Origin of the sequence: Paenibacillus sp., assembly GCF_031177825.1 — a bacterium.
Lineage (GTDB): Bacteria > Bacillota > Bacilli > Paenibacillales > YIM-B00363 > Paenibacillus_AE.
Map to the genome: position 1 here is coordinate 32498 of NZ_JAPSKE010000012.1, position 11579 is coordinate 44076.

Here is an 11579-nt window from a genome sequence, read left to right on the forward strand (position 1 = left end):
TCAAGATTATAAACCACTGTTCAGGCGCTTGCAACCTTAATTTGACGGGCTTCCAGCCGTTTCCTTAAGCCGAATTTGCGACCAGTCGGTACGGTAATACCGAAGCATCAGCGCAAGGCCGAACGCGGTCATATACAGATACAACGATACCCATGCCCCGTAGCTGCCCCACTCGAAGACGAACACCGCCAAATACGCGACCGGCAGGAACAGCAGCCAGTTAAGCGCGACGGACGCCTTCAGCAAATACGCCGTGTCCCCGATGCCCCGAAGACCGCCGCCGAAGAAGTTGTAAAACCCGTCGAACAGCTGCAGGAACGCCGCGACCTGAATGAGATGCGCCGTCAAGCGGTACACCTCGGGGTCGTCGGTATACCATCGCGCGATCGACTCGGCGAAGACGAATTCGACGGCGCCGAGCGCAAGCAGGAACAAGCTGCCGAGCAGCGCGGTGTGCGTGCCGAGCTTGCGGGCGAGCTCGGGCGCCCCCCGGCCGATCTCCTGGCCGACGAGGATCGTCGCCGTCGCCCCGAACGCGAAGGCCGGCATGAAGCCGAACGACATAACGTTCAGCGCGACCTCGTTCGCCGCGACCGCCGTCGTGCCGAGCTCCATGACGAACCGGGTGAAGACGAGCATCGAGACGCTCATCGCGAACTCCTGCAGGCCGAGCTTGCCGCTCTCCGCCGCAATGAGCTTCGTCTCGGACAGCGACGGCCGCACCCGCCGGCGCGTGCCGAAGCGTCCCGCCATGCGGACGTAGTACACGTACAGGCAGCCGAGCAAGCCGACCGCCTCGCCCGCGACCATGCCCCAGCCCGCGCCGGCGAGGCCGAGGGTCGGCAAGCCGAACTCGCCGAACGCAAGGCCGTAGGTCAGGAAGACCATTACCGCATTCCCTAGAATCGTAAGGATCATCGGGGTGCGGGTGTCGCCGACGCCGCGCAGGAAGCCGTGAAAGACGAAGATCGGGATCGAGAACGCCATCGCCGCGAACCGCAGCCGCAAATACGGCGTTCCCTCCGCCACGAACGCCGCGTCCCCGCCCATCATCGCGAGGATCGGCCCCGACGCGAACAAGCCGACGACGAATACCGCCGCGCCCATGACGGCCGAGACGAGCAGCGCGATATACGTTCGCATAATGCCCTGGTCCATCCGTTCGGCGCCGTAGCTCTGCGCCACTAAATAATTGATCGTGTGCCCGAGCCCGGAAAACAAAGCCCAAGCATTGTACATAATGATATTGCATACGCCGACGATCGCGATGACGAGCGCGCCCATCTTGCCGACCAATATGAGGTTGATCGTGCCCGACGCCGTCATCGTCGCGAACGAGAGAATCGACGGCAGCGCGAGGGCCAGAATCGTTTTCCAATAACGCATGATTTGCAGCAGTCCCCTTGTCGTTCCGCCCTTCCCTCGAGCGTACGTGTCATCATTCTAACATACGGACAAGCGGCATACATTAGCGATAGAAGCGCTTCGTCCGCTTCCGTTTCGAAGGAGGGATTCGTTATGTTTCCTCGCCGTCGCCTTCATCGACTGCTCATCCTTGCGATCGCGCCGTTCTTCCTATTCGTTCTGTACCGCGCCGCGGAAGACTCGCTGATCCGGCTGTCGCCGAGCCCGGTCCCGCCGGCGTCGGCGACGACGGAGCAGCCGTCCGCGATTCCGGCCGACGCCGGAGGCGAACGTCTGCCATATGCCGACGAACGGACCGCCGGCGAGCTCGCCGTCGTCGTCAATAAGGAGCATCCGCTCCCGGCGGGCTACGCCCCTTCCGATCTCGTCGCGCCCGACATTCCGTTCGTCTTCGAGGGCGAACACGAGAAGCGCCTCCTCCGCGATATGGCCGCCAGGGAAATCGAAAAGCTGTTCGAAGCGGCCGAGGAGGACGGGGTGCAGCTGTACGGCGTGTCCGGTTATCGTTCTTACGAAACGCAGAAAGCGCTCTACTCCTTTAATGTACGCACGAAGGGCGAAGCTCATGCCGCGCGGTACAGCGCCCTGCCCGGCACGAGCGAGCATCAGACCGGACTCGCGCTCGACGTCTCTTCGGCGAGCGTCGATTACAAGCTCGTCCCCGCGTTCGCCGACACGGAGGAGGGCCGCTGGCTCGTTCGCCACGCCCATCTGTACGGCTTCGTCATCCGCTATCCGAGCGGGAAAGAGGACATTACGGGCTATGCGTACGAGCCGTGGCATCTGCGGTACGTCGGCCGCCCCGCCGCCTTGTCCGCGCATACGTACGATCTGACGCTCGAGGAGATGGCCGCCGGCGCCGTGCCCGTCGTGGCGCAATGAGCGCGAGAAGAAGTCGTTCCTCCGCTCGTCCGATTATGGTACATTGGATGGTAAAGGAAGAAAACGATTTCGCCCCGGCTTACGGCCGGCGGGTACGGGAGGACGGATCGGCGATGATGAGAGACGTATTAACGGAAGCGGAGCTTCGCGCGTTGCTCGGCGAATCCGGAGATCAAGACGGCGCGGGAATGAACGCGTCGACTTGGGACGTGAACGACCGCAAGCTGCTGCATGCGCTCGTGCGCAACCAACTGCGGCTGCTTCATATGATCGAAGAGATGCAAGCCGAGCTTCGCATGCTGAAGGCCGCCGCCATGCCGCCCTCCGGCGCGGGGCGCCAGCTCGCCGCCGCCCTCGAACCGCTGCCGCTGCCGTTCATGAAGCAGTCCGCGGCGGCCGGCCGGGTCGACGACGAGGCCGAACGAGATAACGCCCCTTCCGCGGAAGCCTCGCGGAAAGAGCGTTATAAGCGCAAGTCGTTTTGGTGATCGACGGCCCGCTTACCGATTCAACAGGCTTCCCACGTACCGCAGCAGCTCGTTGGCGCACGTCGGGCAATAGCCGTGTTCGTCGATAAGTCGCTTGATGACCTCGTTCATTTTCTTCAGCTGCGTCTCGTCCGGCGTCTTGGTGGAGGTTGTAATCTTCACCACGTCCTTCAAGTCCGCGAACAGCTTCTTCTCGATGGCTTCCCGCAGCCGGTCGTGCGTGCCGTACTCGAACGTCTTGCCTTTGCGCGCGTAGGACGACATGCGGATGAGGATTTCCTCGCGGAACGCCTTCTTCGCGTTCTCCGAGATGCCGATCTGTTCCTCGATCGACCGCATCAGTCTTTCGTCCGGATCCATCTCCTCGCCGGTGAGCGGATCGCGAATTTTCGACCAGTTGCAGTACGCCTCTACGTTGTCGAGATAATTTTCGAACAGCGTCTTCGCCGACTCCTCGAACGAGTAGACGAACGCTTTCTGCACTTCCTTCTTCGCCAGCGAATCGTACTCCTTGCGCGCCAGCGAGATGAAGTTCAGATTCCGCTCCCGCTCCTCCTTCGTGATCGAAGGATGCTGATCCATGCCTTCCTTGATCGCCCGCAACACATCGAGCGCGTTGATGCACGTCATGTCGTGCCGAATGAGCGCCGACGAAATCCGGTTGATGACGTAGCGCGGGTCGACGCCGCTCATGCCTTCGTCCAGGAATTCGTTCTGCATCTCCTTGACGTCCGCCGCCTTGTACCCCTCGATCGATTCGCCGTCGTACATGCGCATCTTCTTGACCGGGTCCATGCCTTGCTTCTTCGATTCCTTGAGCCGCGTCATGATCGAGAACATCGCCGCCGCCCGAAGCGCGTGAGGCGCGATATGTACGTGGTTCATGTCGGAGCTGCCGATCAGCTTCGCGTAAATCTTTTCCTCGTCGGACACTCTCAGATTGTACGGAATCGGCATGACGATCATCCGGGACTGCAGCGCTTCGTTTTTCTTATTCGCGATGAACGCTTTATACTCGGTTTCGTTCGTATGCGCCACGATCAGCTCGTCGGCGCTGATGAGCGCGAACCGCCCCGCCTTGAAGTTGCCTTCCTGCGTCAGCGACAGCAGATTCCATAGGAATTTCTCGTCGCACTTGAGCATCTCCTGGAACTCCATCAAGCCCCGGTTCGCCTTGTTCAGCTCGCCGTCGAACCGGTACGCCCGCGGATCGGACTCCGAGCCGTACTCCGTAATCGTGGAGAAGTCGATGCTGCCGGTCAGGTCCGCGATATCTTGCGACTTCGGATCCGACGGAGAGAACGTGCCGATGCCGACCCGATTGTCCTCGGAGATGAGCACCCGCTCGACGCGCATCTCTTCGATGCGGCCGCCGTATTCCGTCTTCAGGCGCATCTGGCACGACGGGCACAGATTGCCTTCGATTTTCACCCCGAGCTCCTTCTCGATTTCCGGACGCAGCCCGTGCGGGATGAGGTGCAGCGGCTCTTCGTGCATCGGGCACCCTTCGATCGCGTAGACGGCGCCCTGCTCGGTCCGCGAAAATTGCTCCAGCCCTTTCTTTAGCAGCGTCACGATCGTCGACTTCCCGCCGGACACCGGTCCCATTAACAGCAAGATGCGCTTGCGCACGTCCAGCCGTCGGGCCGACGAGTGAAAGTATTCCTCGACCAGTTTCTCCAGCGCGCGTTCGAGACCGAATATTTCTTTCTCGAAAAACATATATCGGTTTTGGCCGTCTACGGTCTCCACGCCTGCGCTTTTAATCATCTCGTACACGCGGGAATGGGCGGTCATCGCAAGATGCGGCTTCTCGCGGACGAGGTTCAGGTACTCGGCGAACGTGCCGGACCACGCCAGCTGTTCCTCTTCACTTCGATACTGCGAAATACGCTTAAGTATGTTGTCCATAGAACTAACCTCCTTCTCGGACGCTGGAAGAGCTGCAATGCACCTGGGTAGTGGAGGGACATTCACAGTTACCTTGTTTGGTGCCGTAATTCAGTCTATGCGCCGTGGCGAGAAACCTTGACCTGAAAATTCGTACAAATTTCGGAGAAGGCAAGCGGGACGCATGCTATAATACGGGGACGAACATGAGGCGGAAGGAAGAAGGCAGCTATGGGGAAAAGGTTGTCCACCGACGAAGCCGCGGTCCGCGCGAAGGCGGAAACCGAGCTGTACGCGCCGGTGAAACGCTGGCTGGAGACGCAGGGCTACGCCGTGAGGGGCGAGGTGCGCGGCTGCGACGTCGTCGCCGTGCGGGACGGCGAATCATGGCCGGTCGTCGTCGAGCTGAAGAAGCGGTTCAACCTATCGCTGTTCCTCCAGGCGGTGGAACGGCGGGCGTTGACGCCGTATGTCTACGTGGCCGCCGAGCGGTCGGATCGAAGGAACGCCTTCGCGATCTCCGAGCTGCGCCGGCTGTGCGGGCTGCTCGGCCTCGGGCTGCTCACGGTGAAACTATATAAGCGCAAGCCGGCGCTCGTGGAGCTGCACTGCGATCCGGCGGGTCCGGACGAAGCGGCGGCCGGGGGCCGGCTCGCCGGTCCGGGCGGTCCGCCGAAGTCGCCTGGGCGGCGGACGGCGCGGGTGCTCGACGAATTTCGCGAGCGCTCGGGCGACTACAACGCCGGCGGCGTAACCGGGCGGAAGCTCGTGACCGCCTACCGGGAGAAAGCGCTCCGCTGCGCGGAAGCGCTGCATACGCACGGGCCGCTCGCGCCGCGGCAGGTGCGGGATCTGATCGCCAGCGACATGGCGCGATCGATCTTGGCCCGGAACGTGTACGGCTGGTTCCGTCGCGTGTCGCGCGGCGTCTACGCGCTGACGCCCGCGGGCGAGGAAGCGCTCGGCGAGTTCGCCGAAGTCGTTGCCTCCGCCGGCGCCGGCGACGCGCGCGAATAGCCGGCCCGGCCTGGCTGCCGGGGGCCTTCCCCCGGCCTCTATTCTAAGGCGGTTCCCACTGCTCAGGTAAAACGCCCCTCTGCCGCGGGCATGAATTGTCGCGCCGCCCTTGAGACCCCCTCTCCGACTACAGCCTCCGCCCCCGCGCACGCCAAAATAGCCGGAGAACGCATTCCCCGGCTACCTCCATCGACGGCGTCGTTTACTCGTCGTACGGCCATGTGCCGCGCGGCACGCTCGCGCGGTCGCCCGGATCGCTCTCGTCCCCGGTTTCGAGATCGGTCAGCTTCCGCTTGTCGGTCTCGTTCAGCGCCATGGAACGAAGCGCCTCCTTGCCGGCCGTCTCCTTATTGACGGAAGCGACGTTGTTTCCGCTTAGGCCCCGATCGTCCAACGCGACTTCGGTCGCGCTCATGCGGTGCAGCTCGTTTTCCGCGTGGGTGATCTTCGCATCGTTCTTCATTGCTCATCCATCCTCTCTGCTATCGTTCGACCTGTACCGGATTAGGGTTTGCCCGCGCCGACCAAGCTATGCGCCGGAGTCGGCGGCGCCCCCGCGGACGCTTTCTCCCGGGCGAGCAGCCACTTATGCATCCAGATCGCCGACTGCAGCCCTTCGCCCATGGCGATGACGAGCTGCTCCGAGTGCACCCCGACGTCGCCCGCCGCCCAGACCCCGGGGACGCTCGTCATCTTCGTCCGGGGATCCGTTACGATATGTTTCGTCTCCATCCGCTCGACGTGCAGCTGCTTCGCGAGATCGGTCCGGACCTCGTTGCCGCCGAAGGCGACGAACGCCCGCTCCGCTTCGAGCGTCTCTCCCGAAGCGAGCGCGACGCCGCGAAACCGGCCCAACGTCTCCTCCCCTTCCGTCAGCACGCGCTCGATCGCGGCGTCCGCCGTTCGGATGCCCGCGTTCCGCAGCTTCTCGGCGAGCGACGCGTCCACGGGCTTCCGCTCATGATTCACGAAGAGCAGCTCGTTGCAGAAGTAGGTGAGCGCGAGCGCCATCGACGCCCCCGCGTTCCCGGATCCGAGCACGAGCGTACGCTTGTCCCGGGTCTCGTACCCGTCGCAATCGGGACAAATAAAGACGGTCAACCCGAGGCAGCCTCGCAGCCCGGGCAAGTCCGGAAGCCGGTCCATGACGCCGGTGGCGATCAGGAGCGTCTTCCCTTCGTACGTCGTCGGCAAACTATGCTCCGTCTCGCACGTAATCAGGAAGCCGGCTTCGTACTTCTCCGCCTTCGTCGCGTCCCCTTCCGCGAACTCAACGCCGTATCCTTGCGCTTGCCGACGACCGAGCGCGCGAAGCGTCTCCCCGCTGACGCCTTCCGGGTAGCCAAGGACGTTATGGTAGTTCCGGCACAACGTCGAACGCCCGTCCCCCCGGTCGATGACCAGCGTCTTCCGACGGTAACGCCCGAGCTGGATCGACGCCTGCAGCCCGGCGATGCCGCCGCCCACGATGATACAATCGTACATAAGAAAAGACACCCCTCTCTGCCGTCGCGTCTCGATCGAAGCCGAAACCGCGCTATAGGCGTTAGGGTGCCCTATCTGATGTAGAACTATATAAGCTTGATGCCGCTCAGCAGAATGAGCGTCGCCACCACCGCGCGCAGCGGCTTCGACGGCACCTTCGTGCTTAGCGCGCTGCCGACCAACACGCCGGGCACCGAGCCGATAAGCAGGTTGAACGCGAGACCGTAGTCGACGTTGCCCATGCCGGCGTGGAGCGCGCCCGCCACCGTCACGAGGAAGAAGGCGTGCACGATATCGGTGCCGACGACCTCGGACGACTTAAGCCGGAACAAGTAGATGATCGCGATGGCGAACAGCGAGCCCGAGCCGACGGACGTCAATCCGACGACGAAGCCGAGCGCGAAGCCGATGCCGACCGTCAGCCACTTCTTCTCCTCCATGGGCTTGGCCTGCCATTTGTTCTCCTTCTCGGTCTTCCAACCAATCAAGCGCAGCAGGATCGCCGCCGCCACGACGACGAGCATTATGCCGAGCGCGGTGCGAATGACATGTTCCTGGTTGTCGAAAAATCGATCGAACACCTTCAACAGACCGACGGCGATGACCGCCCCCGGGATGCTGCCGCTCGCGAGATACCCGACCAGCTTCCACTTTACCGTATGCTGCCGCCAATGCTGGAACCCGCCGAATAATTTCGTGATGGAGTTATAAAATAAATCCGTGCCGACCGCCACCGTCGCCGGAAACCCGAACCAAATCAGAACGGGCGTCAATAGCGCGGCGCCGCCGACGCCGGTAAGCCCCACCAGGAAGCCGACGCATAGTCCGATAATCGCTGTCGTGATATCCATGTCTCCACCCGCTTCTCTCTTAATCCCTAGTATATTAATAGGAATTATAAGATTAATAAGCTCGTCTTGTAAAGCGAAAAGTTTTCACAGAACGGTCGTTTCCTTTTTCCGCGCGTTGGCGTTATAATGGAGGACATAGAGAAACGTTAAAGGAGGTCCGAGCCGTGTCTTTTTCCATGGTTTTCTGGATCGTTATGCTCGTTCTGACCTTGTTCTTGGTCACGATCTTTACTTCGTCGTACAACGACGATAAGACGAAGGGCTTGTAAGCCGCCCCGGAAGACCGTCCCGCCCCGGCGGAGACGGTCTTCTTTTTTGCTTCGATATCCGAAGATAAGCGTAGTATTCCCGAACGAACGCGAAGCCCTCCGCATCCTCCGTGTCCTATGATAAACGGGAACGAATCGACGATCAGGAGGGGTTCCCTATGTCGCTTACGGCGGAAGACGTACGACATTACCGCGAGAACGGGTACGTACTGCATAAGAAACAGCTATTTTCCCCGGCGAAAATGAAAGCGTTATCCGACATCTTCGAGGAACAGTGGGAGGCGGTCGGACGGAAGCTGAACAGCGAGCTCGATACGCCTCACTTCCGGGACGAACGGCTGCTTGAATTTCTACTGGCCGACCAGGTGCTCGACCTCGTGGAGCCGCTCATCGGCCCGAACATCGGTCTATGGTCGAGCCACTTCATCTGCAAGGAGCCGTTCGTCGGCAAGCAGACGCCGTGGCACGAAGATTCCGCCTACTGGAACGGACGGCTCACCCGCTTCGACAAGATCGTTACGGTCTGGCTCGCGATCGACCGCAGTACGCGGGAGAACGGCTGCATGCGCGTCATTCCGGGGACGCATCATAACGGATTTTCGGAATACGAGGCGGTCGATTCGAACGAGAACATCTTCTCGACGGAGATCAAGTCGATCGACAAGTCGAAGGCGGTGTACTTCGAGCTGGAGCCCGGGGAATGCTCCCTGCACGATTCGCGGATCGTGCACGGCGCTGAAGCCAATAAGAGCTCGAATCGACGGTGCGGGTATACGATGCGGTACTTTTCTACCGAAGCAAGGGTCATTCCCGAGAAAAATCCGGGATTTAAGGTGTGGTTGGCGCGAGGGAAGGACGTAGCGGGGAACAATCCGTTCGTGCACTTATAATCTTTATAGGAAAAGGGGGCGGCTGCGATGGACCGACGGCATCCGGAACGGTTGACGAACGAGCGGTATTTAACGCTGTCGTCCCCTTTCCGCATGTTCAAACACGAGATCGGCGTCCCCATTCGCGTCCATTGGCATGAGTTTTACGAGCTGGCGCTCGTCGCGTCGGGCGAAGGCACTCACGTGCTGAACGGCGCGCCGGGACCGATGCGGCGAGGGACGATGTTTCTGCTGTCGCCCGCCGACTTCCACGAGTTGCTCCCAGGCGGGGGAGAGACGCTCCGCTTGTACAACGTCATCTTCACCCGGCAGTTTCTTCGGGACGAACTGTATGCGCTGCTGTTCCATGAAGCGCGGGAGTATGCGTTCGACTTCGAAGAACGGGACATGCCGCCCCTCGTCGACGCCTGCGAGCGGCTGTGGACGGAGTCGCGAGAGCCGGGCTTCGGCAGCGATCTTCTCATCCAAGGCGCTCTCGAGCGGCTCCTCATCGAGCTTGCCCGGCGAGCGAGGACGGCCCAAGGCGGCGGCGCCGTCCGTCCGCAGCCCGGGCATCCGTCGATCCGGCGGGCGATCGCTTATATCGAACGCCACTTCCGCGACGCGATCTCGCTCTCGGACGTGTCTACGTACGCCGGTCTTTCCGCGGGCCACTTCTCCGAATGCTTCCGCGCGCAAGTCGGGACGACGTTCCAGTCGTTCCTCCAGCAGCAGCGTCTTCGATTCGCGGCTTCCTTGCTTACGGCCACGGCGCTTCCGGTAACGGAAATTTGTTATGCGTCAGGCTTCAACACCGTCTCTCATTTCGAAAAGGCGTTCAAATCCCGCTTCGACGCCTCTCCGCGGGCATTCCGGCAGCGCCGAACGCCCGTCAATTCGTAAGCGACTCCCGCTCCCGCTTCGGCAGCGACTTCGCGACGAGCGCGTACGAATGGTCGATCATCCAGCGCACGTCCTTCTCCGGCACGGTGCCGTCGAGAACGACCGTATTCCAATGCGTCTTGTTCAGATGATACCCCGGCTTCACCGCATCGAATTCATGCCGCAGCATGAGCGCCGTCTCCGGGTCGCACTTGAGCGACAGGTGGACCGGCTCTCCCCCGCCGATCAGCGCGAACATCTTCGACGCGACCTTCATGACCAGCGGCTCCGGTCCGAACGGGTAATCCTCCCAAGCGCCGGGCTTGTCTGCGCACCACTTCGTCACCGTCTCGCGATCCATACGGCTTGTCCCCCCCGAAAAAATATTTTTGGCAATATGTACGACTCGACTCCGATTCCCTTCATTGTAAAGTTCCCCTCTCGCCGCTTGCAACCGCCGCTTTCCGCCGCTTTGAAACATACCCATAGGCGTTCGCCCGCAAATCGCCTCTCAAGGCCGCGCTTCGTCCTTCTCCGCCGTCGACGCTGCCGGAACCTCGACTACCGCAATTTAATAGAAATATAGCAGAAGAACATTGTAAACGATCTCAATATCCGATTCACCGGGAGAGGGTATTCATGGAATTGAGCGATTGTATCCGGAAGCAATTCGGCAGGGTTGAAGATTGGTCCGAAGAGAATATCGGGGAAGCGTTAAGCGGCATACCGGAGCTGAAGGCGCTCGTGCGTCCGCACGTCACGGAGCCGGACGGCCACGCGTACGGCAGGAACGTCGTGTACGCCGACGAGCGGATGGAGGCGATCGTCATTCACTTGCCGGCGGGGGCGCGAACCGCCATCCACGATCACGGCGACTCGATCGGCTGCGCCGTCGTCGTCGAAGGGCGGATGACGAACGAAGTGTTCCGCTTCGATCCGGACGGCCGGCTTCGCCTCGCCGAGGCCGACGCTCATCGCGCGGGGGAACGGATGCCTTCGCCCGCCGGCGTCATCCACCGGATGCGGAACGACGGCGACGCGCGGCTCGTGTCCCTTCACGTCTACGCTCCGCCGCTTCGCGGCATGACCCGCTACGACTAGCGTAAAAAAACACCCCATTGCGAGAGGTCCGCTTCAGAGACCGCAATGGGGTGTTTTTCATTCGGCCGGTTCGATCCATTGATCGGCCCAGCGTCCGATGTCTTCGAACAGCGGAGAGAGCGCCTTGCCCTTCTCGGTCAAGGAATACTCGATGCGTACGGGCATCTCCGGATAGACGTCGCGGCGAATCAAGCCTTCCGCTTCCAACTCCCGGAGCCGCTCGGTCAACATCTTGCCGCTCAAATTCGGGATAAACGCTTCGATCGCGTGAAATCGCTGCGGTCCCGGGAGAAGGGCAAAGATGATGAGCGCGGTCCAGCGCTTGCCTAACAATTCCATCGCCTTCTCGAAGCGAGGACATAACTGCGACAGATTCGATGGGTTCATCGGGTTCACCTTCTTTATATAGAAAGTATACCA

At 61.3% G+C, this 11579-nt stretch carries 13 protein-coding genes; 6 read left to right on the forward strand and 7 right to left on the reverse strand.

Annotated elements, in window-relative coordinates:
* Positions 1-36 precede the first annotated feature (36 nt).
* Positions 37-1386: an MATE family efflux transporter gene (locus RIN49_RS15290; protein WP_309121032.1), complete on the reverse strand. Its 1350-nt coding sequence runs from the start codon at positions 1384-1386 to the stop codon at positions 37-39.
* A gap of 132 nt (positions 1387-1518) precedes the next feature.
* Between RIN49_RS15290 and RIN49_RS15295 the strand changes: the two genes are divergently transcribed.
* Together RIN49_RS15295 and RIN49_RS15300 are read left to right on the forward strand one after the other, a co-directional pair.
* On the forward strand, positions 1519-2307 hold the full coding sequence (locus tag RIN49_RS15295) for a M15 family metallopeptidase (protein WP_309121033.1): 789 nt from the start codon (positions 1519-1521) through the stop codon (positions 2305-2307).
* Positions 2308-2420: 113 nt separating this feature from the next.
* Positions 2421-2795: a hypothetical protein gene (locus RIN49_RS15300; RefSeq protein WP_309121034.1), complete on the forward strand. Its 375-nt coding sequence runs from the start codon at positions 2421-2423 to the stop codon at positions 2793-2795.
* A 12-nt stretch (positions 2796-2807) separates the two neighbouring features.
* Here the strand turns inward: RIN49_RS15300 and RIN49_RS15305 are convergent, their stop codons facing one another.
* Positions 2808-4706, reverse strand: coding sequence for a PrkA family serine protein kinase (locus RIN49_RS15305; RefSeq protein WP_309121035.1), 1899 nt, complete (start codon positions 4704-4706; stop codon positions 2808-2810).
* A gap of 210 nt (positions 4707-4916) precedes the next feature.
* Between RIN49_RS15305 and RIN49_RS15310 the strand changes: the two genes are divergently transcribed.
* Positions 4917-5702: a DUF2161 family putative PD-(D/E)XK-type phosphodiesterase gene (locus tag RIN49_RS15310; protein ID WP_309121036.1), complete on the forward strand. Its 786-nt coding sequence runs from the start codon at positions 4917-4919 to the stop codon at positions 5700-5702.
* 202 nt (positions 5703-5904) lie between these two features.
* On the opposite strand, the gene RIN49_RS15315 is transcribed toward RIN49_RS15310, so the two are convergent.
* From RIN49_RS15315 to RIN49_RS15325, 3 genes are all read right to left on the reverse strand, one after another.
* Entirely contained in the window at positions 5905-6165 is a 261-nt protein-coding gene (locus RIN49_RS15315; RefSeq protein ID WP_309121037.1) for a hypothetical protein, read from the reverse strand.
* A 41-nt stretch (positions 6166-6206) separates the two neighbouring features.
* The gene (locus tag RIN49_RS15320) at positions 6207-7187 is read right to left on the reverse strand and encodes an NAD(P)/FAD-dependent oxidoreductase (protein ID WP_309121038.1); all 981 of its coding nucleotides are present in this window, start codon (positions 7185-7187) and stop codon (positions 6207-6209) included.
* A gap of 86 nt (positions 7188-7273) precedes the next feature.
* Entirely contained in the window at positions 7274-8038 is a 765-nt protein-coding gene (locus RIN49_RS15325) for a sulfite exporter TauE/SafE family protein (protein WP_309121039.1), read from the reverse strand.
* 427 nt (positions 8039-8465) lie between these two features.
* Here RIN49_RS15325 and RIN49_RS15330 point away from each other — a divergent pair, with 427 nt between their 5' ends.
* Positions 8466-9197 (forward strand): phytanoyl-CoA dioxygenase family protein, encoded by a 732-nt coding sequence (locus RIN49_RS15330; RefSeq protein ID WP_309121040.1) that lies wholly within the window; start codon positions 8466-8468, stop codon positions 9195-9197.
* Between the two features lie 27 nt (positions 9198-9224).
* A complete protein-coding gene (locus RIN49_RS15335) occupies positions 9225-10079 on the forward strand; it encodes a helix-turn-helix domain-containing protein (RefSeq protein ID WP_309121041.1) in 855 nt (284 codons plus the stop codon).
* Here RIN49_RS15335 and RIN49_RS15340 read toward each other — a convergent pair.
* Positions 10069-10419, reverse strand: a complete 351-nt coding sequence (locus RIN49_RS15340) for an MmcQ/YjbR family DNA-binding protein (protein WP_309121042.1) — start codon at positions 10417-10419, stop codon at positions 10069-10071. The two genes, RIN49_RS15335 and RIN49_RS15340, sit on opposite strands and share 11 nt — an antisense overlap.
* Before the next feature lie 278 nt (positions 10420-10697).
* On the opposite strand from RIN49_RS15340, the gene RIN49_RS15345 reads away from it, so the two are divergent.
* The gene (locus RIN49_RS15345) at positions 10698-11159 is read left to right on the forward strand and encodes a cysteine dioxygenase (RefSeq protein WP_309121043.1); all 462 of its coding nucleotides are present in this window, start codon (positions 10698-10700) and stop codon (positions 11157-11159) included.
* A gap of 57 nt (positions 11160-11216) precedes the next feature.
* Here RIN49_RS15345 and RIN49_RS15350 read toward each other — a convergent pair whose 3' ends face one another.
* A complete protein-coding gene (locus RIN49_RS15350; RefSeq protein ID WP_309121044.1) occupies positions 11217-11546 on the reverse strand; it encodes a winged helix-turn-helix transcriptional regulator in 330 nt (109 codons plus the stop codon).
* Positions 11547-11579 lie beyond the last annotated feature (33 nt).

Excerpts from the sequence above, each read along its gene's own strand:
- RIN49_RS15350 (WP_309121044.1), bottom strand. The coding sequence starts at position 11,546 with ATGAACCCATCGAATCTGTCGCAGTTATGTCCTCGCTTCGAGAAGGCG.
- RIN49_RS15330 (WP_309121040.1), top strand. The coding sequence starts at position 8,466 with ATGTCGCTTACGGCGGAAGACGTACGACATTACCGCGAGAACGGGTAC.
- RIN49_RS15340 (WP_309121042.1), bottom strand. The coding sequence starts at position 10,419 with ATGGATCGCGAGACGGTGACGAAGTGGTGCGCAGACAAGCCCGGCGCT.
- RIN49_RS15310 (WP_309121036.1), top strand. The coding sequence starts at position 4,917 with ATGGGGAAAAGGTTGTCCACCGACGAAGCCGCGGTCCGCGCGAAGGCG.
- RIN49_RS15290 (WP_309121032.1), bottom strand. The coding sequence starts at position 1,386 with ATGCGTTATTGGAAAACGATTCTGGCCCTCGCGCTGCCGTCGATTCTC.
- RIN49_RS15315 (WP_309121037.1), bottom strand. The coding sequence starts at position 6,165 with ATGAAGAACGATGCGAAGATCACCCACGCGGAAAACGAGCTGCACCGC.
- RIN49_RS15345 (WP_309121043.1), top strand. The coding sequence starts at position 10,698 with ATGGAATTGAGCGATTGTATCCGGAAGCAATTCGGCAGGGTTGAAGAT.
- RIN49_RS15325 (WP_309121039.1), bottom strand. The coding sequence starts at position 8,038 with ATGGATATCACGACAGCGATTATCGGACTATGCGTCGGCTTCCTGGTG.
- RIN49_RS15335 (WP_309121041.1), top strand. The coding sequence starts at position 9,225 with ATGGACCGACGGCATCCGGAACGGTTGACGAACGAGCGGTATTTAACG.
- RIN49_RS15305 (WP_309121035.1), bottom strand. The coding sequence starts at position 4,706 with ATGGACAACATACTTAAGCGTATTTCGCAGTATCGAAGTGAAGAGGAA.
- RIN49_RS15320 (WP_309121038.1), bottom strand. The coding sequence starts at position 7,187 with ATGTACGATTGTATCATCGTGGGCGGCGGCATCGCCGGGCTGCAGGCG.
- RIN49_RS15295 (WP_309121033.1), top strand. The coding sequence starts at position 1,519 with ATGTTTCCTCGCCGTCGCCTTCATCGACTGCTCATCCTTGCGATCGCG.
- RIN49_RS15300 (WP_309121034.1), top strand. The coding sequence starts at position 2,421 with ATGATGAGAGACGTATTAACGGAAGCGGAGCTTCGCGCGTTGCTCGGC.